Origin of the sequence: Micropruina sonneratiae (assembly GCF_025972045.1) — a bacterium.
GTDB lineage: Bacteria > Actinomycetota > Actinomycetes > Propionibacteriales > Propionibacteriaceae > Micropruina > Micropruina sonneratiae.
Map to the genome: position 1 here is coordinate 26414 of NZ_JAPDHX010000007.1, position 25282 is coordinate 51695.

Genomic DNA, 25282 nt, shown 5'->3' on the forward strand with positions numbered 1-25282 from the left:
TGTGGCACGGTCTGTGGTTCGACGCAGGCCCGATAGCGCCTCACGGGAGCCATGCAGCCTGTGGATAACCCTGGCGTCAGTCCCTGATCAGCGGTGGGTTGAGACCCACCGCGTCACCCGCCCGGTACAGCGCGGCGGGGCGTCCGGGACCCTCGCTGCGGGTGCGGCCGGTGTCGATCAGCAGGCCGGGCGTTCCGGTCACCTTGCGGTGGAAATTGCGCGGGTCGAGCCCGGTTCCCCAGACCGCCTCGTACACCCCGCGCAGGTCGGCGACGGTGAACTCCTCGGGACAGAAAGCCGTAGCCAGAGTGGAGTATTCGAGCTTGGCGCGGGCCCGTTCCAGGCCGTCGGCGAGCACCCGGTCGTGGTCGAAGGCGAGCCCGCCGGCCAACGCCTGGTCGATCGGCACCCAGGCCGCCGAGGCGGCGTCCGAGCCGGGGGTGACGTCGGGCAGGTCGGGCGCCAGCGCCAGGTAGGCGACCGAGATCACCCGGGTGCGGGGGTCGCGCCCCGGGTCGCCGTAGCTGCGCAACTGCTCCAGGTGCGCCTCCACCTGCCGCAGACCGGTCTCTTCGCGTAGTTCGCGCTCCGCGGCGGCGTCCAGGGTCTCGTCGGGCCCGACGAAGCCGCCCGGTAACGCCCGGCGCCACAGGAACGGGTCGACCCCCCGGGTCACCAGCAGCACCCGCAAACCGTCCTCGCGCAGCGTGAAGACCACCAGGTCGACCGCCACCGCCTGCGGAAAGGTCGCTGGATCCTGCTGCCATTCACCCATCCCCGCACCCTATCGCGTCAGATTGACGATTAATACGGAACGGGTTATCGTCATAATGACGAGAACAAAGGAGGACCCCATGGCCACGATCACCGCCTACCCGTTCCTGCGCCACCTGCGCGCCGGCACCACGGGGCACGTGCTGCAACTTCGCGACGGCCGCGTGGTGCGCTCGGGAACCGGCCTGGCGTTCTGGTTCCGGCCGCTCACCGCGGTGCTGTCCGAGGTGCCGGTCGACGATCGCGAACTGCCGGTCGTGGCCCACGCCCGCACCGCCGACCTGCAGCAGGTCACCGCGCAGGTGACGGTCAGCTACCGCTTCACCCAACCCGAACTGGCCGCCGAGCGCCTCGACTTCGGCATCGACCCGCGCACCGGTCAGTGGACGGCCTCCCCACTCGAGCAGGTCGGCCAACTGCTCGGCGAACTCGCCACCGGCCACGTGATGGACGCCGTCGCCGGCCTCACCCTGCGCGAGGCGGTCTCGGTCGCCACCGGACCGCTCGGTGAACGGGTCGGCGCCGCCCTCGGCGCAGACGCTCGGCTCACCGCCGGCCTGGCCGTCCTCGGCGTCCGGATCAGGTCGGTGCGCGCCGACGCGGACCTCGAGAAGGCACTGCAGACCCCGGCCCGCGAGGCCGCCCAGACCGAGGCGGATCGCTCCACCTACGAACGCCGCGCCAAGGCGGTCGAGCGCGAGCGGGCCATCGCCGAGAACGAACTCGCGAACCGGATCGAACTCGCCACCCGGGAGAAGCAACTGGTCACCCAGGAGGGCGCCAACGCCCGTGCGCGGGCCGAGGAGGCGGCCGCGGCCGCGCTGATCGACGAGCGGTCCAAGGCCGAGCGACGGCGGTTGGTGACCGACGCCTCGGTCGAGGCGACCCGCGCCGTCGGGCAGGCGGAGGCCGACGCCGAGACCGCCCGGCTGGCCGCCGCCGCCACGGTGTCGACCGAGGTGCTGCAGGTGCTGGCGCTGCGCGAACTGGCGGCGCACCTGCCCGCCATCGGCTCGCTGACCCTCACCCCCGACGTCCTCACCGGCGCGCTGGCCGCGCTCGGCGTCCGCAAGGAGGCGTGAGGTGAGCCTGCAGCCGCGCGCGATCGTGGTGCACCGCGCCGCCGAACTCGACGGGCTGATCGACCGGCACGGTACCCGGGGCCAGGTGGAGTTCTTCCTGCGCACCCGGGGCCGCAGCCTGGCCGACCTGCAGGACCGCTCCGACGCGCTGGACGCCGCCCTGGCCACCGCCCGGGCGGCCGTCCCCGCGGATTGGCGGCGGGGCTCGGTGGAACGCGCCGACCTGCACCGGTTCGACTTCGAGCCCGGCGACGTGGTGATCGTGGTCGGCCCGGACGGCCTGGTCGCCAACACCGCCAAGTACCTCGACGGCCAACCGGTGATCGGTGTCGACCCCGAGCCGGGCCGCAACCCGGGCGTGCTGGTGCAGCACCGCGCGGACGCCACCGCCGCCCTGCTGCGAGCCGTCGCCGCCGGCCGGGCGCACCTGCAGGCCCGCGCGATGGTGCGCGCCCAACTCGATGACGGCAGCATCCTGGACGCCCTGAACGACGTCTACCTCGGTCATGCCTCGCACCAGTCGGCGCGCTACCGGCTCCGACTGCCCGATGGCCGGGGCGAGGCGCAGTCGTCGTCCGGGCTGGTCGTTGCGACCGGCACCGGGGCGACGGGCTGGGCGGCCTCCATCGCCCACGAACGCGGCGGCTCGACGCTGCCGGCCGCGGCGGCGTCCGAACTGGCGTGGTTCGTGCGTGAGGCCTGGCCGTCGCCATTCACCGGCACGTCCTTCACGGCCGGGCTGCTGGACGCCGACGCCGGCCTCGAGGTGATCGTGCAGTCGGACGCCCTGGTCGCCTTCGGCGACGGCCTGGAAGCCGATCGGCTCACCGCCACCTGGGGCCAGACGGTCCTGCTCGCCACCTCGCCCCGGCGCCTGCAGCTGGTGGTCGCCGACTCACCACCGGCCAGCCGCGCCCCGCGGCGGCGTCCGTGGCTCAGCCCTGCTCGGCCCACCAGGCCCTGAGCGCCTCGGTGGCGCGTTCCTCACCGAGCGGGCCGTCCTCGATGCGCTTGTCGAGCAGGAACTTGTACGCGCGACCCACGTCCCGACCGGGCGGGATGCCCAGGATCGCCATGATCTGGGTGCCGTCCAGGTCGGGCCGTAGCGAATCCAGCTCCTCCTGCTTGGCGAGCTCGTCGATGCGCCACTCCAGCTGCTCATAGGCGGTGCGCAGCCGGGCCGCCTTGCGCGCGTTGCGGGTGGTGCAGTCCGAGCGGGTCAGCACGTGCAGCCGCTCCAACTGGTCGCCGGCGTCGCGGACGTAGCGGCGCACCGCCGCATCGGACCAGTCGGCGTCGGCGTAGCCGTGGAAGCGCAGGTGCAGCTCGACCAGCTTCGCCACCGCCTTGATCTGGTCGTTGGGGAAGCGCAGCGCCTGCATCCGCTTCGTCGCCATCTTCGCCCCCACCACGTCGTGGTGGTGGAAGGACACCTTGCCGCCCGGCTCGAAGCGCCGCGTCCGGGGCTTGCCGATGTCGTGCAGCAGCGCCGCCAGCCGGGCGATCAGATCCGGGCCACCCAGCCTGTACTCCAAGTCGATGGTCTGGTCGAGCACGGTCAGGGTGTGTTCGTAGACGTCCTTGTGCCGGTTGTGCTCGTCGCGCTCCATCCGCAGCGCCGGCAACTCCGGCAGCACGCGCTCGGCCAGGCCGGTCGACACCAGCAGGTTCAGCCCGGCCCGCGGGTCGGGCGCCATGATCGTCTTGACGAGTTCCTCGCGGACCCGCTCGGCCGACACGATCGAGATGCGCTCGGCCATGTCCGTCATCGCGGCCACCACGTCCGGCGCCGGACGGAAGCCGAGTTGCGCAGTGAACCGGGCCGCCCGCAGCATGCGCAGCGGGTCGTCGCTGAACGACAACTCGGGCGTGGACGGCGTCATCAGCACCCGGTGCTCCAGGTCGTCACGCCCGCCGAACGCGTCGAGCAGCTCGCCCGAGGCCATGTCGAGCGCCATCGCGTTGACGGTGAAGTCACGGCGCACCAGGTCACCGCCCAGATGATCGCCGAAGACCACCGACGGCTTGCGCGAGTCGGCGCTGTAGGCGTCGGAGCGGAACGTGGTCACCTCGATCACCAGGCGGCCCTCGGGTGCGAAGTCGGCCGTCGGCGTCCGGTCGTCGACAACGGCGCAGCCTATGGTGCCGAAGTCGCGGCCCATGTCCCACACCGCGTCGGTGAGCCGTCGCAGCAGGCGTTCGATCTCGTCCGGGCGGGCCGAGGTGGTGAAGTCCAGGTCGTGCCCGGCCCGGCCCAGCAGTGCGTCCCGCACCGGGCCGCCGACCAGGTAAAGCTCGTGGCCGGCGGCGGAGAACGACTCCGCCATCGCCGTGACCGTGGCCGAGCTCGTGCGCAGCCACTCGAGGGCGGCACGCTGGGCGCTGGTCAGATCGGGCACGTCGCGACACTTTACCGGCCGACGCCCCCGGCCCCGCGGCACCGCCCGAGGGGTTGATCCACATCGGGCACCGATGTCGGTGCCCGATGTGGACCAACCTCCGCACCCGGCCAGCCTCCTCACCGACGCCACCAGCCCCGCACCCTACGATGGGCGAGTGATCCGCACCCGTCCGGCCTGGCTCGCCCTCGTGGTGGCCTGGTTGGTCGGTACGGCTGCGGTGCTGATCGGGCCCAGCGCTCCGGCCGGGGCTGCCGCCGCACCGGAACTCAGCATCGCCCTGACCAGTCTGCGCACCGTCGGCAGTGGCAAGAAGACCAGCATCGAGCTGCAGGGCACCGTCACCAACACCGGGGCACAGCCGGCGTTCGGTGTTCGGGTGGCACTGTGGCGCACCCGTGACCCGATCCGGGAAACCACCGACTTCGACACCGTGGTGGCCGGGCAGAGCCAGCCGTGGGGCGAGCGAATGCCCTGGTCGGAGGACCACTACTTCCGGATCAAGGAATCCGACGAGTCGTTCGACCCGGGTGCGACCGCCGAGTTCACGGTGCGTGGCACCCTCACCGACCTGGGCTTCACCGCCGACGGTGCCGTCTACCTGACCGGCGCCCAGGTGCTGGGCACGGCCGACGCGTCCAGCAACTACCAGGTGCTCGCGCAGAGCAGAACCTTCTACGCCACCGACCCCGGCTCGCCGCTGCCGCTGGCGTCGGTGGTGCTGCTGCAGGCCACCCCGACGAAGATCCGGCAGGACGTGTTCGCCAACGAACGCCTGGTCGGCGAACTGACCGGACGCCTCGACAGTCTGCTCACCCTGGCCGGCCGGCCCGGGATGTCCTGGCTGGTCGACCCCGCCCTGATCGACGAGGTGACCGACCTGGCCGACGGCTACACCGTCGTCGACGGGGACGACACCCGCCCGGGCACCGGACAGGCCGCGGCGCAGGCCTGGCTGGCCCGGTTCCGGGCGTTGTCCAGCCGCTACGGTGCCCGCACCCTGTTCGCCAGCCCCGACATCCTCGGCGCCGAGCACAACGACAGTCCCCAGGTGCTCACCCACGCTCTCGAGGCCGGCTCAGACGTCGCCGGGCTGGACACCCTGCCGTTGATCGTGCTGCCCCACGACGGACTCGCCGACGCCACCCTGCCGGCCTGGCTGGCCGACGCCGATGCCGACGCCATCGCCGTCCGCACCGCCGGCATCGGCCAGGTGCTGGTGCGGGGCCGGGCCTCGTCGACCCTGCTGCGGCTCGCCCCGGCTCTGGACGCGGCCGGCGGCCCGGGGACCGACGACGGGCCCGTCCAGCGGACCCAGCGACTGCTGGCCGAGGCGGTGCTGGGCGGCGGACAGGTGCGGTTGATCACCTCGACCGGTGACGCCGACGCCGACGCGGCCGCCAATCCGAAGTGGCTGGCCCGGACCACTCTCGACCGCGTGCTGAACGGCACCCCGGCACGGCCCGCGGCCACCCTGACGCTGCCCGCCGACGCGGCCACGCTGCCGGAATCCAGGTTCGTGCAGTACGGCATGCTCGAGGACGACTTCGCCCGCTACCGCTCGCTGGTGCCCGATTCGGTCCTGGCCGAGGACGAATCAGCAACGCTGAGCCGCCTGGTGTCGGACGCCTGGATCGACTCCACCGGCGAAGGGTCGTGGCTGCGCGCGGTCAACGACACCTTCAGCGCCTCGGCCATCCAGGGCCAGGTCAGCCTCTCGGCGAGTCCTCGGGTGCTGATGTCGTCGCGCACCAACGAGTTCCCGATGACGGTGACCAACCGGCTGGCGGAGCCAATCGTCGTGCGGATCACCTTCGCCTCGGACAACCCCCAACGGATCAGCATCGCCGACTCGGAACTGATCACGGTCGGCGCCGGCCAGAGCCAGACCGTCAATGTGCGCCCCGAGGCGAGCTCGAACGGCTTGGTGAACATCACCGCGGGACTCCGCACCGCCTCCGGCGAACCCGTCGGTCGAACCACCCGGATCGCGGTAGAGGTCACCGACCTGGGCGTCATCGGGTGGATCATTGTCGTCGTCTCGGGTGTGGTGCTGGTGGCGACGACCGCGCTCCGCATCCGTCAGGTGCGGCGCAAGCAACGCGAGGAGGAGCAGTGAGCGACGAGGGCCGCGAAGCCCCCGCGACCGGTGGACGCCGGTTGCTCAACGCCACCGCAGTGATGGCCTCCGGCACCATGGTGTCGCGCATCCTCGGCTTCGGCCGGGCCATCCTGCTCGCGTTCGCCCTGGGCAACAGCACCCGTCAGGCCGAGATGTTCGGCCTGGCCACGCTGATCCCGAACACGCTCTACATGCTGTTCGCCGGCGGCGCCCTGAACACCGTCCTGGTGCCGCAGATCGTCCGGGCGATCAAGAACGACTCCGACGGCGGCCAGATCTACGTCAACCGGATCATGACCGCGTTCCTGGCCGCGCTGGCCGCGGTCACGGTGGTGATGGTGGCCGCGGTGCCCTGGCTGCTGACGTTGTGGACCGACCCGCAGTGGCAGTCGCTGCCGCACTGGCAGTCGCTGCTGTACATCACCTACCTGACGATGCCGCAGCTCTTCTTCTACGGCGCCTTCTTCCTGATCGGCCAGGTGCTCAACGCCAAGGACTCGTTCGGCCCCATGATGTGGGCCCCGATCGCCAACAACATCGTCCAGATCGCCATACTGGTGCTGTACGCGGTGATCTGGGGTCAGGGACTGGACACCTCGGCGCCGTTCACCAACGAGCAGGCGCTGCTGCTGGGCGGCGGCTCGACGCTCGGCATCGTCGTCCAGACATTGATCCTGATTCCCTACTACCGCCGCACCGGCTTCCAGTACCGGCCGCGCTGGGATCTCAAGGGCACCGGGCTCGGGCACACGTTCCACCTCGCCAAGTGGATGATGGGCTATGTCGCCCTGACCCTGGTCGCGCAGGCGGTGGTGACCAGGCTGGCCACCTCGGCCGTGGTCGGCGGGTCGGGCGCGGGCAGCACCGCCTACAACCAGGCCTACCTGATCTGGGTGCTGCCGCATTCGCTGCTGACGGTCTCGCTCGCCACGGCGATGCTGCCCCAGGCGTCCCGGCTGGCGGCGGTGAAGGACCTGGTGGGCGTCGCCGACGAGGTCGCCCGGGCGATCCGCTTGGCGGTCACCTTCCTGGTGCCCGCCGCCATCGGCCTGATCGTGTTGGCCGACCCCATCGCGGAGGTCGCGTTCAGCCACGGCCAGGGCGCCAGCGGCTACCACTTCGTCGCCTGGACGCTGATGGCGTTCGCGATCGGCCTGGTCCCCTACACGATCCAGTACCTCTACCTGCGCGGCTTCTACGCGCTCGAGGACACCCGGACGCCGTTCCTGCTGCAGGTGGTGATCTCGGGTCTGAACACGGTGCTCGCGGTGGCGCTGGTGCTGGCCTGGGACGACGTCAACACCGTCGCCCCCCGGCTGGCCCTCTCGTACAGCATCTCCTACCTGGTCGGGGTCTGGTTGTCGCACCGGTCGCTGCGCAAGCGGCTGGACGGCCTGGACGGGTCGGGGTTGATCCTGCATCTCGCGAAGCTGACGGCGGCCACCGTGCCCGGCGCCGCGCTGGCCTGGGCGATCACCTGGTGGTTCTCCCGGTTCACCTCGACGCTGCTGATCCTCATCGGACTGGGACTGGCGGGCGTGGTGGCCCTGCTCACCTTCTTCTTCGCCGCGAAACGGCTCGGCATCGCCGAATCGACCCAGGTGCTGCAGGCCCTGCGCCGCCGCCGCGAGGAGTCGGTGGTCTCCCAGCAGGCGGACGAGTTGGCCGAGGAGATCGGCAACGGACCCATCGTCGGCCCAGCCGACGACTCCGACCGCTCCCCGGCGTCCCCGAGGACCCCGGCGGAGCACGCCGAGGAGGTCAACGACGATCCGGACGGGGCCGGCCGTTTCGTCCCCATCGCCGCCGCCAGGCCCGTGGACGCGCCGCTGCTGCACTACCCCGACCCCGAGGACGGTCACCTGCCGGCGATGGAGGTGCCGACCGACGCCGAGGTGCCCGCGGTGGTGGTGGGTCAGGTGCTGGGCGAGCGCTACCGGCTGGACGAGGTGCTGGCCCGGCGCGGCAGCGCGCTGACCTGGCGGGCGTTCGACCAGCGGCTGTCGCGTCCGGTGCTGATGCACCTGCTGCCGCCGGACGATGCGCGCGGCCCGGAGCTGATCGGGGTGGCCAAGCGCGCCTCCGGCGCCCCCGACTCCGCCTTCCTGCGGGTGCTGGACGCCGGCTCGTTCGACGAGGGCGAGCACTACATCGTCTACGAGTACGCGCCCGGCACCTCGATCCAGCGAGTGCTCGCCGCCGGGCCGCTGTCGCCGGTCGAGTCGGCCTGGGTGGTCAAGGAGCTGGCGCAGGCGTTGTCGGCGCTGCACAGCCGCGGGCTGTACCACGAGCGGGTCAACCCCGACACGGTGGTGATCACGGCGGCCGGCAACGTCCGGATCGTCGGGCTGCTGGTCGAGGCGGCCCTCGACCCGACGCCGCAACCGTTGGCGGACGAGGCCGCGGACGTCCGCGCGCTCGGCGCTCTGCTGTACGCCTGCCTGGTCACCCGCTGGCCGGGCGGCGACGCGTACGGCCTGACCGCGGCACCCACCGACGGCGCCCGGACGCTCACCCCGGCGCAGGTGAAGGCCGGAGTGCCCCGAATGCTCGACACGCTGTGCGACCGCATCCTGAACCCGACCCCGCGCAACCGGCAGACGCCGATCACCACCGCCCGGGCGGTCGCCCAGCAGCTGTCGGCGGTGCTCGGCCAGGCCAGCGCCGCCCCCGACCTGGAGCGCCGGCTGCGCATGCCGGTGGAGCAGTTCCGCACCGCGAAGCCGCAGACCCCCGCAGCCGGCGGAGGGCCGCGGTTCAGCTCGCCGGTGCCGCCACCCCTGCCCAGGCCGCTGGGCCCCGACGACGACCCCTCGGCCGACGGGGACGACGACTGGGACGCCACCGGCGAGTCGACCCAGCCGTGGCAGCTCCCCGGGCTGAAGGCGGACGATCCGACCACCGAGCCGTTCACCCCCATCCCGCCGCCGGCCACGTCCGCCGGCCAGGCACAACTGATGGTTCCGGGCGCGCGGCGGGGCGGCATGGGGCGTCCGCCCCGGCGGTTCATGGCGGTGGTGATCGGCGTGTTCGGGCTGCTGCTCGCCCTCGGCCTGGTGTGGGTGGCGGTCAGTCAACTCAATGCCCGGCGGGCCGATCCGGTGCCGTCTGCGGACCAGACGGCCGCGCAGGTGATCGCCGTGGTGTCGGCGACCGACTTCGACCCGTCCGCCGACGGGGGCAGCAACGCCGAGAACCCGCGGCTCACCCCCCGCGCCATCGACAACGACCCCGATTCGGCCTGGCTGACCGAGCGGTACCGCGGGAAGCCCGAGCAGGGTGGCCTCAAGCCGGGCATCGGGTTGGTGCTCGACCTGGGCGCCGTGAAGCGGGTCAGTCAGGTGAACGTCACCCTGCTCGGCAACGGCACCGACATCGAGTTGCGGCTGCCGGCCGACCCGGACGTGACCCGCGCCCCGATGCGCTCACAGGCCGACTGGACGGTCGCGGCCTCCGTCGAGCAGGCGACCGGTACGGCGGTCATGAAGCTGGACGAACCGGCCACCACCCGTTTCCTGCTGGTCTACCTGACCTCGCTGCCGCCCGAATCCGGCAGCTACTACCAGGGCGGGATCAGCAACATCGAGGTCCGCGGGTGAGCGCCAGCTGAGTCGGCTGCCGTCCGGCCGACACCGGCCCCGGTCCCGGGCTCCGGCCGAATACCCCGCCCAGGGATGTAGCCGATAACCTGCCGCTGTGATCGTCCCCACCCACCGTCCCGCCCCGGGCCGGCCGCTTGAGGACGCCACCGACGCCGAACTGCTCAGCACCCACGTCGCCGGTGACGACCGAGCGTTCACGGTGCTGATCGAGCGGCACTCCGACCGGCTGTGGAGCCTCGCCCTACGGGTGATGGGCAGGCCCGAGGACGCCGCCGACGCCCTGCAGGACGCACTGATCTCGGCCTTCCGTCGCGCGGGCGACTTCAGCGGCGACGCGGCGGTCACCACCTGGCTGCACCGGATCGTGCTCAACGCGTGCTTCGACCGGCTGCGCCGGATGGCCGTCCGGCGGGCCGAGCCGCTGCCCGAGGACGCCGACCGCGCCCCCGAACTGATCGCGCCGGACGACCCGGAACGTGACGCCGTCCGGGCCGGCATCGCCGACGAGGTGACCGCCGCGTTGCGCCGGATCGGTGCCGACCAGCGGGCCGCGCTGGTGCTGGTCGACCTCGAGGGCTACTCGATGGAGCAGGCGGCACGCATCCTGGGCTGCGCGCCGGGTACCGTAAAGAGTCGATGCTCACGAGGCCGGGCCAAACTCGCAGTGCTGCTGCAACACCTCAGGGAGGTGGACTGAATGGGAACCGAACCCGGGTCCGCCGCGTCAAACCCAGGGTCACCGGCAGAAGGAGTTCCCATGGTCTCCGACGAGGCGGTCACCCGATTTCTCCGGGCCGCCCCGATTCCGGCCTGCCCTGACGACGTCCTGACGCGGTTGCGGGCCACCATCGCCGGCGAGGTCGAACTGCGGCGCGCCAGCCGGGTGGAACCCGACATCGACCTGACCGGCATCAAGCCGGCCTCCGACCTGTGGAGCGACGAAACCGTCGACGACCTGTGACACCGAGGCCCCGCCCCGGCGTCCGTTACGCTGACCACGATGTCGCCACGGACCAGTTCGAAGGAGATCGCCGCCCTCGGTGAGGCGGTCCGCACGGCACGGGCCGATCGTGGCTGGTCGGTGGAGCAGTTGGCCCGCGAGTCCGGGCTCAGCGTAGGCATCGTCTCCCAGATCGAACGCGGCCGCGGCAACCCGTCGCTGACCACCATGCGCAGCCTGGCCGAGGGTCTCGGCTTCGAGCTCGGTGACCTGTTCGGCGCCGCTCTCAGCCGGAACGCCGTGGTCGTCCGCGAGCCCGACCGGCTGCTGCTTCCGCCGCTGTCGCCCGACGAGCCCGCGCCCGGGCTGAGCCGGGAGTTGCTCACCCCGCCGCGCAACGCCACCCTGCAGGTGATCCGCACGGTGATGCCGGCCGGGTACAGCAACCGCAGCCGTCCGTTCCGCCACCTCGGCGTGGAGTCGGTGCACGTGCTGGCGGGACGGCTGCGGGTGGTCACCGATGTCGGCGAGCATCTGCTGGAGGCCGGCGACACGATCACCTACGACTGCTCGACCCCGCACTGGTGGGAGAACCCCGGCGAGGTCGAGGCGGTCGTGCTGGGGTCGGTCATCCCGTTGGGTCCGCTCCCCCTGCCCCGTCCCAGGTTGGCGTAGCCGCCTGGGGTACGCCGAGCAGGTCGCGGTGGTACAGGTCGATCAGCCGGCGCAGTTCGGTGACCGGGTCGGGGTGGTCGTCGACCCGCAGGTCGCACACGGTCTCGGGCGGCCAGGCGTCCAGCTCGGCGTTCGACACCACGTACACCGCGGCGCTCTGCCGGCCGCGGCGGTCGCCCCCGGCAGCCTGACCGGCGGCCAGCACCTCGACCAGCCGCTGCGCGAACGGCACCTCTGCGCTGCTGTCGTAGCGCTCGGCCATGGCGTCCACCACCTCGGGGCCGGTGAGCAGGTTGCCGAGCAGCACCGACCCGGGCCGGCACAATCCCCCCGCCCACGGCGTGCAGTCGTCGCCGGTGTGCATGGCGCTGCGGCCGTTGATGTCGAGCACGGCGACCTGGCGCATCGCGAACCCCGGGTCGCTCTCGGCGAGCGCCTGGATCACTAACGTGGGATCGGCCTCGCGGCGCAGCAGTTCCAGGGTGTGCGAACGGAAGCGGCGGTTGGTGTAGGCCTGGGTCGCGATGGCGCCCACCCCCGGCGCCGCGGCCAGCACCGCGGATCCGACCGCAAGCGTGCAGGTGGCTGTCGCCACGCCCAGGTTCATGCCGTCCTCGCTGAGCGCGACCACGGTGAACGTCATCACCACCTCCTCGTTGCGACTGGGTAACGCTGCCGCACGAACTCTTGCGGCCGTACCAGCCCCGTAACAGAATGTGCCAACCTTCAATATTTTGAACCGGAGTCTAGAAGGGCCCCGAGGGGCTGTCGAGGGAGAGGATCCGACGTGGCACGACGCGGAAAATGGACGGCCCTGGCGGCCGCGGCGGGCGCGCTGATGCTCGCACTCACCGCCTGCTCGGCAGGCTCCGGGGTGAACGTGAACCCCAGCACCGTCACCAGCGGTGGCACGGGGGGCGGCACCCTGGTCGCCGCCATCGGCGGCCAGCCCGATCAGCTCGATCCGGCGGTGACCACCTCCTACAACTCCTTCCAGGTGCTGGAGAACGTCTACGACACCCTCGTCGAACCCGACCAGAACCTGGCCATGCAGCCGGCGCTGGCCGAGAGCTGGACGACCAGCGACGACCAGCTCACCTGGACGTTCAAGCTGCGCCAGGGTGTCAAGTTCCACGACGGCAGCGACTTCACCTCGGCCGACGTGGTCTACTCCTACGACCGGATCATCGACGAGAAGCTGTCCCCGTCGTGGCGGTTCTCGGCGGTGAAGAGCATCAAGGCGCCCGACGACTCGACCGTGGTGATCACCGTCAAGTCGCCCTCGCCGAACCTGCTCGCCAACCTGGGCGGGTTCAAGGGCCTCGGCATCGTGAAGAAGTCCAACGTCACCTCCGGCGACATCAAGACCAAGCCGATCGGCACCGGCCCGTTCTCGGTGGAGAAGTTCACCGCCGGCGACAGCATCGAGCTGGAGGCCAACCCCGACTACTGGGGCGGTGCGCCGAAGCTCGACGGCGTGAAGTTCACCTTCATCCCCGAGCCGAGCACGGCGATGGCGGCGCTGCAGTCCGGTGAGGTGCAGTGGACCGACTCCGTGCCCGCCCAGGAGGTCGCGACCCTCAAGAACGACAACACGATCACCCTGGGCCAGGTCGGCTCCAACGACTACTGGTACCTGGCCCTCAACCAGGCCAAGTCGCCGTGGAAGGACGTCCGGGTGCGGCAGGCGGTCGCCTACGCGATCGACCGGGACGCGATCACCCAGGCCACCAAGTACGGCAACGCCACCGTCAATCAGCTCGCCATTCCCAAGACGTCGCAGTGGTACACCGAGTACGCCCCGTTCACCTTCGACGAGGCCAAGGCCAAGTCGCTGATGGCCGAGGCCGGGGTGACCAGCGCGAACATGACCTTCCTGGCAACCTCCGACTACCCCGAGACCGTCACCGTCGGGCAGCTGCTGGCCGACGCGCTGGGCAAGATCGGCATCACGGTGAAGATCAAGACCGTCGACTTCGCCACCTGGCTCGACGAGCAGGGCAAGGGCAACTTCGACCTGCTGATGATGGGTTGGCTGGGCAACATCGACCCCGACGACTTCTACTACGGCCAGCATCACACCGACGGCTCGAACAACTACCAGCACTACAGCAACGCCGAGGTCGACAGGCTGCTGGACGCCGGCCGCACCGAGACCGACCAGGCCGCCCGCAAGGATCTGTACGCGCAGGCGGCGAAGATCATCGCCGACGAGTGCAGCTACATCTATCTGTACAACCCCGACGTGCTGCAGGTGTGGTCGACCAAGCTGACCGGCTACGAGGTCCGCGGCGACCGGGCGATCCGGTTCCGCACGGCGTCCCTGGCCGGCTGAGGCCGGTCCGGCCCGTAATGGAACCTTCCCGATTTCAGGCCGGCCTGAAATGGGGACGGTTCCATTTGAGGCCACCATTACCGACACGATCGGAGGATCATGACGCTGTTCCTGCTGAAACGCCTGGGCCACATGGCGATCGTGCTGATCGGCGTCACGCTGGTGGTCTTCGCGCTCATTCAGCTGGTGCCGGGCGACCCGGTCAGGCTGGCGATGGGAACCCGGTTCGACCCGGACGTCTACGCGGCACTGCGGGCGGCGTCCGGGTTGGACCGGCCCCTGGTCGAGCAGTACTTCAGCTACCTCGGCAACGCGCTGACCGGCAACCTGGGGGTCAGCTTCCGTTCGGGTGACCCGGTCACCCTGCTGCTGCTGGCGAGGCTGCCCGCCACGTTGTCGCTGGCTATCGCCTCGCTGGTGGTCGCGGGGCTCATCTCGTTCCCGCTGGGCATTCACAGCGCACTCAACCGTGGCAAGTTCTCCGACGTGGTGGTGCGGGTGATCAGCCAGTTCGGCGTCTCGGTGCCCGACTTCTGGATGGGCATCATCCTGATCCTGGTGTTCTCCACCACCCTGGGCTGGCTGCCGCCGTCGGGCTACGTGGCGATCACCGAGAACCCGTGGGAGTGGTTCCGCCGGGTGCTGCTGCCGGCCATCACGGTGGGCACGGCGTCCGGGGCGATCATGACCCGCTACATCCGCAGCTCGGTGCTCGAATCGCTCGGCTCCGACCACGCCCGCACCGCCCGCTCGAAGGGCCTTCCCGAACGCATCGTGATGAGCCGGCACATTCTGCGCAACGCCCTGGTGCCGGTGATCACCGTCGGTGGCGTCCAGCTGGCCGGACTGCTGGGCGGCGTCGTGGTGGTCGAGGTGGTGTTCGCCTGGCCCGGGCTGGGACGCCTCGTCTACGACTCGGTCGCCGCCCGCGACTACCCCGTGATTCAGGGCGCGGTGCTGCTCATCGCGGTGCTGTTCCTGTTCATCAACCTGATCGTGGACATCGTCTACGCCAAGGTCGACCCGCGGATCGCACTGTCATGAGGAGGGCACTGTCATGAGCGCCGCCCAGGTCACCGCCGACACCGCTGCGGTCACCGGCTCCGCCCCGTTGTGGCGCCGTTCGCTCAAGGCGCTGCTGGCCTCGCCGGTCGTCTGGTTCTGCCTCGTGGTGCTCGGCACGGTGCTGCTCTGCGCCGTGTTCGGCGAGCAGATCGCGCCGCAAAGCGCCAACGAGACCGACGTCTCCCGGGCGTTCACACCGCCCGGCCCGGACGCCTGGATGGGCACCGACGACCTCGGCCGGGACGTCTTCTCTCGCGTCGTGCTGTCGGCCGCCCCCACGCTGCAGGTCAGCGTCACCTCCGTCGGCATCGCCCTGGTCGTCGGCGTCACCCTGGGCCTGCTGGCCGGCTACTACCGGGGCTGGGTGGACGTCGTGGTGATGCGCGTCGTCGACGTGATGTTCGCCTTCCCGGTGATGCTGCTGGCGATCGCGATCGTCGCGGTGCTGGGCGCGGGCCTGACCACGGCGATCATCGCCATCGGCGTCGTCTACACCCCGATCTTCGCCCGGGTCACGCGGGCCAGCGTGCTGAGCGTGCGCGAGGAGCCGTTCATCAAGGCGGCCAAGTCGCTGGGGGCGCGCGACTCGCGGATCATCTTCACCCACGTGCTGCCCAACGTGAGCGCGCCGATCATCGTGCAGACGTCGCTGTCGTTCGCGTTCGCGATCCTGTCCGAGGCGGCGCTGTCGTTCCTGGGCCTCGGCGTCCAGCCACCCGACCCGTCGTGGGGCCGGATGCTGTTCGACGCCAAGAGCTTCCTCAACCAGGGCTGGTGGCTGTCGGTGTTCCCCGGCGCCGCGATCTTCATCACCGTGCTGGCCTTCAACCTGATCGGTGACGCGCTGCGCGATGTGCTCGACCCCAAGACCATGACGAAGGAGCGGGCATGACGACCACGAACGTCTCGACCACCGCCGCCTTCGGGGTGGACGACCTGTCGGTGCGCATCGGCTCGGCGCAGATCCTGAACGGCGTCACCTGGTCTGTCGAACGCGGCGAGACCCTCGGCATCGTCGGCGAGTCGGGTTCGGGCAAGTCGATGACCGTGCTGTCGGCCACCGGCCTGGTGCCCCGTCCGCCCGCGGTGGTGACCGGACGCGCCCTGCTCGGCCAACCCGACGGCAGCCAATCCGACCTGCTCACCATGACGGCCGCACAACTGCGGGCGGTTCGCGGGCGGCGGCTGGGCTACGTGTTTCAAGACCCGTCCACCTCGCTGAACCCACTGCTCACCGTCGAGCGGCAGCTCACCGAGGGCCTGGAGTACCACCTGAAGATGCGTCCTGCGGAGGCTTCGAAGCGGGCCGTCGAGTTGCTCGAGATGGTGGGCATTCCCGACCCGGCCCGGCGGGTGAAGAACTACCCGCACGAGCTGTCGGGCGGTATGCGGCAACGGGTGATGATCGCCATCGCGCTGTCGTGCGACCCCGAGGTGCTGATCGCCGACGAACCCACCACCGCTCTGGACGTGACCATTCAGGCGCAGATCGTCGACATCGTCCGGTCGCTGCAGCAGCGGCTGGGCACCGCGGTGATCTGGATCAGCCACGACCTCGGTGTGGTCGGCGGGCTGGCCGACCGCATCGTGGTGCTGTACGGCGGCCAGGTGGTCGAGCAGGCCGATGTCGAGACGCTGTTCGAGCAGCGCTCGCACCCCTACACGCAGGGGTTGTTCGCCGCTCGTCCGACATTGGGGCGCACCGGCAACGAACTGGTCACCATTTCCGGCTCGCCACCCGACCCGCGCGAGTTGCCGCCCGGCTGCGTCTTCTACGACCGGTGCGAGCTGCGGCTCGACGACCGCTGCCGCACCGAGCGGCCGCCGCTGGTCGAACTCGGGCCCGAGCACTGGGTGCGTTCGTTCTGCGCCACCCCCGAGCGGCAGGAGGCCACCGCATGAGCGAGGAGTTGCTGCGCGTCGAAGGCCTGCAGGTGCGCTTTCCGGTGCGCAACGCGAACGCGTCGGTGCGCGACCTGATCCAGCGCAAGGGCCCGGCGCTCACCCAGTGGGTGCATGCTGTCGAGGACGTCACGTTCACCGTCGGGCGCGGCGAGACGCTGGGCCTGGTGGGCGAGTCGGGCTCGGGCAAGTCGACCGTCGGCAACGCGATCATGCGGCTGGTGCCGGCCAGTGCCGGCAGCGTCATCCTCGACGGCGAGAACCTGCTCGACGCCAAGGGTGAGCAGCTTCGCAAGTTGCGCCGCCGGGTGGCGATGGTGTTTCAAGACCCGCTGGCCTCGCTCGACCCGCGCCGTCCGATCGATGAGTCGATCGCCGACCCGCTGCAGATTCACGGCCTGCACAAGGGGCGACGCAGCCAGCGGGTGGCCGAGCTGCTCACCATGGTGGGCCTGCCCAAGCGGTTCATGGGCCGCTACCCGCACGAACTGTCGGGCGGGCAGCGGCAGCGGGTGTGCATCGCCCGGGCGCTGGCCTGCGAACCCGACCTGATCATCCTCGACGAGGCGACCGCCTCGCTCGACGTGTCGGTGCAGGCGCAGGTGATGAACCTGCTCAAGCGCCTGCAGCGCGAGCTCGGGCTGTCGTTCATCTTCATCGCCCACGACCTGGCGGTGGTGGAGTACATGAGCGACCGGGTGATGGTGCTCTACCTGGGCAGGGCGATGGAGGTGGCGGGCCGCAGCGAGCTGTACGCGCACCCGGCGCACCCCTACACCCGGGCGTTGATGTCGGCGATCCCCGCGGAGGATCCGATCGCCGAACGCACCCGCAGGCGGATCGTGCTGACCGGCGACGTGCCGTCGCCGCTCAACCCGCCCTCGGGCTGCGTCTTCCGCACCCGCTGCCCCGACGCGATCGACGCCTGCGCCGAGGCGATCCCGCCCATGGAGGTGCTCGGCGAGGACCACACCGCCGCCTGCATCAGGGTGCACGACCTGGCCGCCACACCCCCGCGCTGACCCGGCCTGAAATGGAACCGTCCCCATTTCAGGCCACTCTCACCCTCGACGCTCAGAAGATCCTGTTCACGATGGACGCCGGGGCGTCCAGCAGGGCCTCGATCTCGTCGTCCAGCCTCACCAGGGTCAGCGAGGCGCCGGCCATCTCGAGACTGGTGCAGTACTCGCCCACGTAGCTCTTCGCCACCGTGATGCCCTGGTCGGCCAGTTTCTGCGCGGCGATGCCGAACAGCAGGTACAGCTCGCTGATCGGGGTGCCGCCCAGGCCGTTGATCATCAGCGCCACCCGGTCACCGGACGCGTACGGCAGGTCCGGCACGACCGCGCCGAGCAGCTCGTCGACGATCTCGTCGGCACTGACCAGCTTCGCCCGGCGCCGTCCCGGCTCGCCGTGGATGCCGACCCCGACCTCCATCTCGTCGTCGGCCAGCTCGAACAGCGGCGCGCCCTTGGCGGGCGGGGTGCAGGCGGTCAGCGCGATGCCCATCGTGCGGGTCACGCTGTTCACCTTCTCGCCGACCGCGATCACCTCGTCGAGTTCGGCGCCCTGCTCGGCCTTCGCACCGACGGCCTTGATCACGAAGAAGTTGCCGGCCACCCCGCGGCGGCCGACCGTCCACGTCGAGTCCTGCACGGCGACGTCGTCGTCGATGAACAGCGTGGCCACCTTGATGTCCTCGGCCTCGGCCAGCTCCTGGGCCATCTCGAACGCCATCCGGTCACCGGTGTAGTTGTTCACCAGCAGCAGCACGCCCTTGTCGGACGCCACCCGCTTGGCGGTCTCGAAGACGTAGTCGGCCGGCGGGGCGGCGAACACGTCGCCGGGGCAGGCGGCGTCGAGCATGCCCGGGCCGACCGCCATCACGTGGGCCGGCTCATGCCCGGAGCCCGATCCCTGCACGATCGACACCTTGTCGTTGTTCGGCGCGTCCGAGCGCATGATCAGGTTGTACTCGGGCACGTAGGTGATCGTGTCCGGGTTGGCCAGCGCGATGCCCTTGAGCATTTCGGGCACGAACTGCTTGGGATCGTTGACGAACTTCTTCATGTGCTCCGCCCTTCGTTGGGTGAGTGGTGGTTGGGGGTGTGCGGGTGCGACGTCGGTGTCGCGCCCGGGTTCGGGGGGACCCGGCCCCGCCGGGCCGGGTCAGCGTGCCTGGTAGTCCTGCGCCAGCTTCTCCAGGATCACGGCGATCGCGGTGGCACCGGCGTCCACCGAGCCGATGCTGCGCTCGCCGGTGTAGCTCGCCCGGCCACGCCGGGCCTGCAGCTTCGCGGTGTCGTCGGCGGCCTGCCTGGCGGTCGCGGCCATCGCCGCCACCGCGTTGGTCGGGGACGCGCCCGCCTCGATCTGCTGCTCGAGGGTGTCGATCGCCGGCACGAGCGAATCCAGCAGGGTCTTGTCGCCCAGTTCGGCCTTGCCGCGAGCCTGGATGCCCTCGACCGCCTTGCGCAGGCCGGCGACCACGTCGGCGGCGTCGAAGGTGTCGGAACCCTTCAGTGCGCTGCCCAGCCGCAGCATCGCTGTACCCCAGATCGGCCCGGAGGTGCCGCCGATGCGACCCGAGATCGTCATCGCCACCTTGGTGAGGAAGACCCCCGGATCGGTGCGGTCGAAGTCATCGAACTGGGCGTCGACGATCTCGAAGCCGCGAGCCAGCGAGTAGCCGAAGTCGCCGTCGCCCACCACGGCGTCAAGGTCCCCGAAGTACTTCTCGTTGTCGAGCACGGTGCGTGTCACGCTGCGGAGCGCGAACTCCACGTCGGCCAATGAGCCGCTCATGTTCCTCCTGTGGTCGAGGTAGGCGCGTGGCCCGCCACCGGAACAGTCCGGTGACGGGCCACGCTGGGGTCAGGCGTCAGCCCTGCGAGTGAGCTCGGCTCACTCCTTGACGTCGTCGTCCACCCAGTCGAAGGTCCGGGTGACGGCCTTCTTCCACTGCCGGTAGAGGCGCTCGCGCTCGTCCTGGTCCATGTTGGGGGTCCAGCGCTTGTCCTCGGCCCAGTTGTCGATGACGTCCTGCTCGCCGTTCCAGTAGCCGACCGCGATACCGGCCGCGTAGGCGGCACCGAGCGCGGTGGTCTCGGCGACCACCGGACGGACGACGTCGACGCCGAGCTGGTCGGCCTGGAACTGCATCAGGGTGTCGTTGGCGGTCATGCCGCCGTCGACCTTCAGCTCGGCCAGGGTCACACCCGAGTCGGCCTCCATGGCGTCCAGCACCTCACGGGTCTGGAACGCGGTTGCCTCCAGCACCGCACGGGCGATGTGGTTGCGGTTGACGTAGCGGGTCAGGCCGACGATCGCACCGCGGGCGTCCGACTTCCAGTACGGGGCGAACAGGCCCGAGAACGCCGGGACGACGTAGCAGCCGCCGTTGTCCTCGACCTTGCTGGCCAGCTCCTCCACTTCGGGGGCGCTGTCGAACATCTTGAGGTTGTCGCGCAGCCACTGCACCAGCGAACCGGTGACGGCGATCGAGCCCTCCAGCGCGTAGATGGGCTTGTTGTCGCCGATCTTGTAGCACACGGTGGTGAGCAGACCGTTCTTGCTGGGGACGAGCTCCTCGCCGGTGTTCATCAGCATGAAGTTGCCGGTGCCGTAGGTGTTCTTGGCCATGCCCACCTCGAACGCGGCCTGGCCGAAGGTTGCCGCCTGCTGGTCGCCCAGGTCACCGGCGATCGGGACGCCGCCGAGCAGGCCGGCCTCGCGGCCGTGACCGTACACCTCGGAGGAGGACTTGATCTCGGGCAGCATGGACATCGGGATGCCCATGTCGGCCGCGATGCCCTCGTCCCAGGTCAGGGTCTTCAGGTCCATCAGCATGGTGCGCGAGGCGTTGGTCGGGTCGGTGACGTGGACGCCGCCGTCGGTGCCACCGGTGAGGTTCCAGATCACCCAGGTGTCCATGTTGCCCATCACCAGGTCGCCGGACTCAGCCTTCTCGCGGGCGCCCTCGACGTTGTCGAGGATCCACTTCACCTTGGGGCCGGAGAAGTAGGTCGCCAGCGGCAGGCCCACCTTCGCCTTGTACTTGTCCTGGTCGCCGCCGCCGAGTTCGTCGACGATCTTCGCGGTCCGGGTGTCCTGCCAGACGATGGCGTTGTACACCGGCTCGCCGGTGTTCTTGTCCCAGACCAGCGTGGTCTCGCGCTGGTTGGTGACGCCGACCGCCACGAGGCTCTCCTTGTTCACCTGGGCGTTGGCGAGGGCGATACCGACGACCTCGCGAATGTTGTCCCAGATCTCCTTGGCGTCGTGTTCGACCCAACCGGCCTTCGGGAAGATCTGCTCGTGTTCCTTCTGACCGGTACCAACGATCCGGCCCTCGTGATTGAACACGATCGCGCGGGAACTCGTGGTTCCTTGATCGATCGCGAGGACGTACTTCTCAGCCATTACGTTCCTTTCCACATCCTTGTAGAGGTTGTTTACATGGTGCCCTGTGCCGGGCGGCTGCACCAGAAGCTACCGCCCGGCACTGTGAGCGTCCTACGGAGCCGCTGTGTCAGGACAGCAGCAGCACCTTGGAGGCCAGACCGGCCAGGACGCCGCCGATGATCGGGCCGACGATCGGCACCCAGGAGTAGCCCCAGTCCGACGACCCCTTGTTCGGGATCGGCAGCACCGCGTGGGCGATGCGGGGGCCAAGGTCACGCGCAGGGTTGATGGCGTAACCGGTGGGGCCACCGAGCGAGGCGCCGATGCCGACGATCAGCAGGGCGACACCCAGGGCTCCGAGCCAGCCGAGGCCGGCCGGGGTCTTGGTGGCCGAATCGCCCCAGTGGCCCGCGGCGAGCACCACGAAGACCAGCACGAAGGTGCCGATAACCTCGGTGACGGTGTTCCACAACGGGTTGCGGATCTCCGGCCCGGTCGAGAAGACGCCCAGCTTGAAGCCGTCGGGGGCGTCCTGATCGAACTGCGTCTTGTAGGCCAGCCAGGCCAGCACGGCACCGATGAAGGCACCGACCAACTGGGCACTGATGTAGGTCGCGATCGAGGCGAAGTCGACCGGGATACCGGGCACGAACTCGGTCGCTCCCGACGCCACGATGCCCAGGGTGACGGCCGGGTTCAGGTGCCCGCCCGACTTGTACGAGACCAGGACGCCCGCGAAAACCGCGAGACCCCAGCCGAAGTTGACCATCAGGAACCCAGTTCCGTTGCCCTTGTTCTTGGGCAGGATGTTGTTGGCAACCACGCCGGCGCCGAGCAGCAGCAGCATCGCTGTACCGACGACTTCGGAGAGGAAGATGGTTGCGAGAGTCACTGTGATACTCCCTTCAGGCACCGACCGGTGCCACTTATGCAACGTTCGGACGTCCCGAACGCCGACACAGAATCTACGCCGCACCTGGCGGTACGACCGGGATTCGGGGGTGTCCGGGAGATGCGGCGGGAAGAATCCACGCCGACTCTCGGTGATCGCCGTCCGCTTCCGGCTATCGGCAACATCATGGAGCGTCTTGCGATTGCATGAACGGGTGCGCTAGGTCTATGCACGAACGTGCAGGGCGACGGGGGTTCCATGAACGAGCGGTACGACCAGATGTACCAGGCCGCGTCCCGCTACTACGTCCAGGGCGAGACGATGGAGTCGATCGCGCGACAGCTCGGCCTGTCCCGCTCGAGCGTCAGCCGTCTGCTGAAGCAGGCGCGCACCTCCGGCCTGGTGCGGATCAGCCTGGCCGACCAGCAGGGATCGCCCGCCCCGCTGGCGGCCGCACTCGACCGGGCGTTCGGCGTCCGCGTGCACCTGGTGGCGGTACGCGAGAGCGCGTCGGAGAACCGGCGCTTCGACCAGGTCGCCCGGCTCGCCGGGCGGCTGCTCAGCGAGGCCGTCGGCGACCGGCAGGTGATCGGCGTCGCCTGGGGAGTCACCGCCTCGCACGTGGTGCGCTACCTGCAACCTCGCCCGCTGGTCGGCGCCACGGTCGTGCAGATGAACGGCGGCAGCAACCCGTGGTCGTCGGGCATCCCCTACGTGGGCGAGATCCTGCAGTCGGTCGGGGACGCGTTCAGCGCCCGGGTCGTCTACTTCCCGGTGCCGGCCTTCTTCGACTATCCCGAGACCAAACGGGCGATGTGGCGGGAACGGTCGGTGCAGAACGTGGTGCAGCTGCAGCAGCGGATGGACGTCGCGGTCTTCGGGGTCGGCTGTCTCAACGCCCAGGTGCCCTCGCACGTCTACACCGCGGGGTACATGGACGACGCCGAGAAGCAGCGACTGGCGGCCGACGGTGTGGTCGGCGACGTGGCCACGGTGCTGCTGCGCGAGGACGGGTCCTGGACCGACATCGACCTCAACTCCCGTGCCTCCGGGCTCAGCCCGGCCGAGCTCGCGAACGTGCCGCGACGGTTCTGCGTGGTCGCCGACCCGTCCCGGGCGGCCGCAGTCGTCGGCGCCCTGCGGGCCGGCACCACCACCGACCTGGTGATCGACGAGAGCACCGGCCGTGCGGTGCTGGAGCGGCTGTGAGGCCGCTGATCGGGCCGGCCTCGCTGCTGGAGTCCGACGACCGTCCAGCCTGGTGGACCCCGCCGTGGGCGCCGCGGCGGCTCGAGGCGCTGGTCGGGCGCGAGAACGGCGACGGCACCCTGACCGTGCGGCACTGGTTCCGCGGCCAGTCGCGTCCGGACAACCCGTGGTTGGCCGGCGACGTTGTCAGTATGGCCGCCACCGGCCCGGCCGCGCTGGCCCAGCGCGGACGTTCCGGCACGTCCGGCCACGAACTGGTGGCCACCGTGCCGGAGGCCCAGGGCAGCGTCGAGTACGCCTGGGCGGTCAACGTCGCCGGTCCCGGCCGGTGGCGGCGGATCGGCCCGGCCGCACCACCCGGGCCCCCCGACCGGCCGGCCTGGGACGGTCCGGCGAGCGCCGCCGAGTGGGGTGACGGGACCGTGATCGCGGTGGCGACGGCCGCCACCCGGTTGCGCTCGGGTTGGGTGCAGGCGCTGGTGCAGGTCGACGCCTCGGTCTACCACCTGCACCGGCAGGAGCGCCGCGACGGCATCCGCTGGCTGCGCAACGCCTGCCTGTCGCTGGCGGACGACTCGCCGTTCGGCACCGCCGAACAGGCATCGGTCAAGCTCGCCCAGGTGAGCGGCGAGCGCGACACCCAGCCGGGACGTCCGCTCGGCACACTGTCGGGGTCGGAGTCCCGCTCGGGGGTGCGCGGAACGGACCTGGGGGTCCGCATCGACCACGCCGGACGCACCTTCCTGCTCTGCGGCGACACGCACTGGTCCCGCCGCCCGTGGCTGGGCACCAGGGACTCGATCGCCGAGATCACGGACCCGGACGCCGAGCGCCCCACCGTCACCTTCCACGGGGCGCCGCTGTCGGTGCGCGGCGACCGCACGACCATGCGCGAGTACGACGTACCGCTGGACGCCTTCGGCCTCGGCGACCAGCTGTACGCCTTCTTCACCTCGGACCACTTCCGCGACGCCCAGGTGATGGGCCGCAGCGTGCTCGCCCGGGCACTGGGCACGGCCCCCGTGATCGATCCGCGGCGGCGGTTGCGTCCGGTGCGGTTCAGTCAGCTGGCCACCCTGTCCGACCACCGGTTCGTCAACGTGTCGGTGCACCGCGACGGCGACGTGCTGTGGCTGTGGGGCACCGGCGCCTACCGCGCCGACGACGTCCGGCTGGCCCGGGTCGACCTGGCCGCACCGGGGGTGCGCGACGGCCTGCGGGCCGGGCAGGCCGAACCCTTCCTGGCCGCCCTGCGCTACTGGACGGGCGGCACCACGTGGTCGCCCGCCGAGGCCGACGCCCGGCCGCTGTTCACGCCGGGCGCCCTGGGCGAGCTTTCGGTGCGCTGGGTGCCGGAACTCGGCCGGTACCTGATGCTCACCATGTCGGGCCCCGGCGACCCGATCGGCGCCGCGGTCGTGCTGCGCACCTCGCCCACCCCGTGGGGACCATGGTCACCGCGGCTGCGGCTGTTCGACTGGATCGCCGCCGGGATGAGCTTCGGCGACCCCTCACAACGCTTCATCCGCGCCCTCGGCGACGGATCCGACCCGGTCGGGGACGCCGTCTTCCGGGGGCAGGCCAACGCGACGGGCGCTGCCTACGCGCCGTACTTCTTCGACCTGCGGCCTGACGGCGACGGGTGGCGGTTGCGGTACACGCTGTCGACCTGGAACCCCTATCAGGTGGTATTGATGCAACATCGCCTCACGACAACAGATCTGGTTGTAGCCTCACATCCAATGTGAAAACGCCCTGCACCGTTGCACGAAGGGATCGGTCCCGACCTGCGGCCTGCACATCCGCTCCGTTGGGATGTGGCACCGGACATCCGGGCTGGGGCTCCATAGCCTGGTGCGAACGTGGCCGGCCGCCAGCGAC

The 25282-nt window shown here is 70.4% G+C and carries 21 protein-coding genes; 14 read left to right on the forward strand and 7 right to left on the reverse strand.

The annotated features are described in order from the left end of the window. Window positions 1-76: 76 nt before the first annotated feature. Window positions 77-775 carry an NUDIX hydrolase gene (locus OIE40_RS15510; RefSeq protein WP_264703727.1) on the reverse strand — a complete coding sequence of 233 codons (699 nt, stop codon included), beginning with the start codon at window positions 773-775 and terminating at the stop codon, window positions 77-79. 79 nt (window positions 776-854) lie between these two features. Here OIE40_RS15510 and OIE40_RS15515 point away from each other — a divergent pair, with 79 nt between their 5' ends. Further along, window positions 855-1856 (forward strand): SPFH domain-containing protein, encoded by a 1002-nt coding sequence (locus OIE40_RS15515; protein WP_264703728.1) that lies wholly within the window; start codon window positions 855-857, stop codon window positions 1854-1856. Window position 1857: 1 nt separating this feature from the next. Continuing rightward, entirely contained in the window at window positions 1858-2820 is a 963-nt protein-coding gene (locus tag OIE40_RS15520) for an NAD(+)/NADH kinase (RefSeq protein WP_264703730.1), read from the forward strand. Here the strand turns inward: OIE40_RS15520 and OIE40_RS15525 are convergent. Beyond that, on the reverse strand, window positions 2792-4246 hold the full coding sequence (locus OIE40_RS15525) for a CCA tRNA nucleotidyltransferase (protein WP_413774506.1): 1455 nt from the start codon (window positions 4244-4246) through the stop codon (window positions 2792-2794). The genes OIE40_RS15520 and OIE40_RS15525 overlap by 29 nt on opposite strands. A gap of 166 nt (window positions 4247-4412) precedes the next feature. Between OIE40_RS15525 and OIE40_RS15530 the strand changes: the two genes are divergently transcribed. The 5 genes from OIE40_RS15530 (at window position 4413) to OIE40_RS15550 (ending at window position 11594) form a co-directional block, all read left to right on the forward strand. After that, a complete protein-coding gene (locus OIE40_RS15530) occupies window positions 4413-6374 on the forward strand; it encodes a DUF6049 family protein (protein WP_264703731.1) in 1962 nt (653 codons plus the stop codon). After that, window positions 6371-9976 carry a murein biosynthesis integral membrane protein MurJ gene (gene murJ, locus OIE40_RS15535; protein WP_264703733.1) on the forward strand — a complete coding sequence of 1202 codons (3606 nt, stop codon included), beginning with the start codon at window positions 6371-6373 and terminating at the stop codon, window positions 9974-9976. Before OIE40_RS15530 ends, murJ begins: the two co-directional genes overlap by 4 nt. Before the next feature lie 97 nt (window positions 9977-10073). Beyond that, window positions 10074-10676: an RNA polymerase sigma factor SigM gene (gene sigM / locus OIE40_RS15540; RefSeq protein ID WP_264703734.1), complete on the forward strand. Its 603-nt coding sequence runs from the start codon at window positions 10074-10076 to the stop codon at window positions 10674-10676. 60 nt (window positions 10677-10736) lie between these two features. Continuing rightward, on the forward strand, window positions 10737-10940 hold the full coding sequence (locus tag OIE40_RS15545; protein WP_264703736.1) for a hypothetical protein: 204 nt from the start codon (window positions 10737-10739) through the stop codon (window positions 10938-10940). A gap of 39 nt (window positions 10941-10979) precedes the next feature. Beyond that, window positions 10980-11594, forward strand: coding sequence for a helix-turn-helix domain-containing protein (locus tag OIE40_RS15550; RefSeq protein ID WP_264703739.1), 615 nt, complete (start codon window positions 10980-10982; stop codon window positions 11592-11594). Here OIE40_RS15550 and OIE40_RS15555 read toward each other — a convergent pair. Then, complete coding sequence (locus OIE40_RS15555) at window positions 11548-12237, reverse strand: DUF1028 domain-containing protein (RefSeq protein ID WP_264703741.1); 690 nt, start codon at window positions 12235-12237, stop codon at window positions 11548-11550. The two genes, OIE40_RS15550 and OIE40_RS15555, sit on opposite strands and share 47 nt — an antisense overlap. 144 nt (window positions 12238-12381) lie before the next feature. Between OIE40_RS15555 and OIE40_RS15560 the strand changes: the two genes are divergently transcribed. The 5 genes from OIE40_RS15560 to OIE40_RS15580 all read left to right on the forward strand — a co-directional run bounded on the left by OIE40_RS15560 (window position 12382) and on the right by OIE40_RS15580 (window position 17918). Then, window positions 12382-13929, forward strand: a complete 1548-nt coding sequence (locus OIE40_RS15560) for an ABC transporter substrate-binding protein (RefSeq protein WP_264703743.1) — start codon at window positions 12382-12384, stop codon at window positions 13927-13929. Between the two features lie 99 nt (window positions 13930-14028). After that, window positions 14029-14973 carry an ABC transporter permease gene (locus OIE40_RS15565; RefSeq protein ID WP_264703744.1) on the forward strand — a complete coding sequence of 315 codons (945 nt, stop codon included), beginning with the start codon at window positions 14029-14031 and terminating at the stop codon, window positions 14971-14973. Window positions 14974-14986: 13 nt separating this feature from the next. Next, complete coding sequence (locus OIE40_RS15570; protein WP_264703746.1) at window positions 14987-15886, forward strand: ABC transporter permease; 900 nt, start codon at window positions 14987-14989, stop codon at window positions 15884-15886. Continuing rightward, complete coding sequence (locus OIE40_RS15575) at window positions 15883-16896, forward strand: ABC transporter ATP-binding protein (RefSeq protein ID WP_264703748.1); 1014 nt, start codon at window positions 15883-15885, stop codon at window positions 16894-16896. Before OIE40_RS15570 ends, OIE40_RS15575 begins: the two co-directional genes overlap by 4 nt. Then, window positions 16893-17918, forward strand: a complete 1026-nt coding sequence (locus OIE40_RS15580; protein ID WP_264703750.1) for an ABC transporter ATP-binding protein — start codon at window positions 16893-16895, stop codon at window positions 17916-17918. Before OIE40_RS15575 ends, OIE40_RS15580 begins: the two co-directional genes overlap by 4 nt. Window positions 17919-17970: 52 nt before the next feature. Here the strand turns inward: OIE40_RS15580 and dhaK are convergent, their stop codons facing one another. The 4 genes from dhaK to OIE40_RS15600 form a co-directional block, all read right to left on the reverse strand. Further along, window positions 17971-18966 (reverse strand): dihydroxyacetone kinase subunit DhaK, encoded by a 996-nt coding sequence (dhaK, locus tag OIE40_RS15585; protein WP_264703751.1) that lies wholly within the window; start codon window positions 18964-18966, stop codon window positions 17971-17973. 99 nt (window positions 18967-19065) lie between these two features. Further along, window positions 19066-19701 carry a dihydroxyacetone kinase subunit DhaL gene (gene dhaL / locus OIE40_RS15590; protein WP_264703753.1) on the reverse strand — a complete coding sequence of 212 codons (636 nt, stop codon included), beginning with the start codon at window positions 19699-19701 and terminating at the stop codon, window positions 19066-19068. A gap of 99 nt (window positions 19702-19800) precedes the next feature. Continuing rightward, window positions 19801-21318: a glycerol kinase GlpK gene (glpK, locus tag OIE40_RS15595; RefSeq protein WP_264703755.1), complete on the reverse strand. Its 1518-nt coding sequence runs from the start codon at window positions 21316-21318 to the stop codon at window positions 19801-19803. Window positions 21319-21427: 109 nt separating this feature from the next. Next, window positions 21428-22198 carry an MIP/aquaporin family protein gene (locus tag OIE40_RS15600; RefSeq protein ID WP_264703861.1) on the reverse strand — a complete coding sequence of 257 codons (771 nt, stop codon included), beginning with the start codon at window positions 22196-22198 and terminating at the stop codon, window positions 21428-21430. 252 nt (window positions 22199-22450) lie between these two features. On the opposite strand from OIE40_RS15600, the gene OIE40_RS15605 reads away from it, so the two are divergent. After that, window positions 22451-23401 (forward strand): sugar-binding transcriptional regulator, encoded by a 951-nt coding sequence (locus tag OIE40_RS15605; protein ID WP_264703756.1) that lies wholly within the window; start codon window positions 22451-22453, stop codon window positions 23399-23401. Then, complete coding sequence (locus OIE40_RS15610; RefSeq protein WP_264703757.1) at window positions 23398-25149, forward strand: DUF4185 domain-containing protein; 1752 nt, start codon at window positions 23398-23400, stop codon at window positions 25147-25149. Before OIE40_RS15605 ends, OIE40_RS15610 begins: the two co-directional genes overlap by 4 nt. Window positions 25150-25282: the final 133 nt, after the last annotated feature.

Bases quoted from the DNA above. Each gene is read 5' to 3' on its own strand.
- OIE40_RS15510 (WP_264703727.1), bottom strand. From the start codon at position 775: ATGGGTGAATGGCAGCAGGATCCAGCGACCTTTCCGCAGGCGGTGGCG.
- OIE40_RS15515 (WP_264703728.1), top strand. From the start codon at position 855: ATGGCCACGATCACCGCCTACCCGTTCCTGCGCCACCTGCGCGCCGGC.
- OIE40_RS15545 (WP_264703736.1), top strand. From the start codon at position 10,737: ATGGTCTCCGACGAGGCGGTCACCCGATTTCTCCGGGCCGCCCCGATT.
- OIE40_RS15550 (WP_264703739.1), top strand. From the start codon at position 10,980: ATGTCGCCACGGACCAGTTCGAAGGAGATCGCCGCCCTCGGTGAGGCG.
- OIE40_RS15555 (WP_264703741.1), bottom strand. From the start codon at position 12,237: ATGACGTTCACCGTGGTCGCGCTCAGCGAGGACGGCATGAACCTGGGC.
- OIE40_RS15565 (WP_264703744.1), top strand. From the start codon at position 14,029: ATGACGCTGTTCCTGCTGAAACGCCTGGGCCACATGGCGATCGTGCTG.
- OIE40_RS15570 (WP_264703746.1), top strand. From the start codon at position 14,987: ATGAGCGCCGCCCAGGTCACCGCCGACACCGCTGCGGTCACCGGCTCC.
- OIE40_RS15575 (WP_264703748.1), top strand. From the start codon at position 15,883: ATGACGACCACGAACGTCTCGACCACCGCCGCCTTCGGGGTGGACGAC.
- OIE40_RS15580 (WP_264703750.1), top strand. From the start codon at position 16,893: ATGAGCGAGGAGTTGCTGCGCGTCGAAGGCCTGCAGGTGCGCTTTCCG.
- dhaK (WP_264703751.1), bottom strand. From the start codon at position 18,966: ATGAAGAAGTTCGTCAACGATCCCAAGCAGTTCGTGCCCGAAATGCTC.
- dhaL (WP_264703753.1), bottom strand. From the start codon at position 19,701: ATGAGCGGCTCATTGGCCGACGTGGAGTTCGCGCTCCGCAGCGTGACA.
- glpK (WP_264703755.1), bottom strand. From the start codon at position 21,318: ATGGCTGAGAAGTACGTCCTCGCGATCGATCAAGGAACCACGAGTTCC.
- OIE40_RS15605 (WP_264703756.1), top strand. From the start codon at position 22,451: ATGAACGAGCGGTACGACCAGATGTACCAGGCCGCGTCCCGCTACTAC.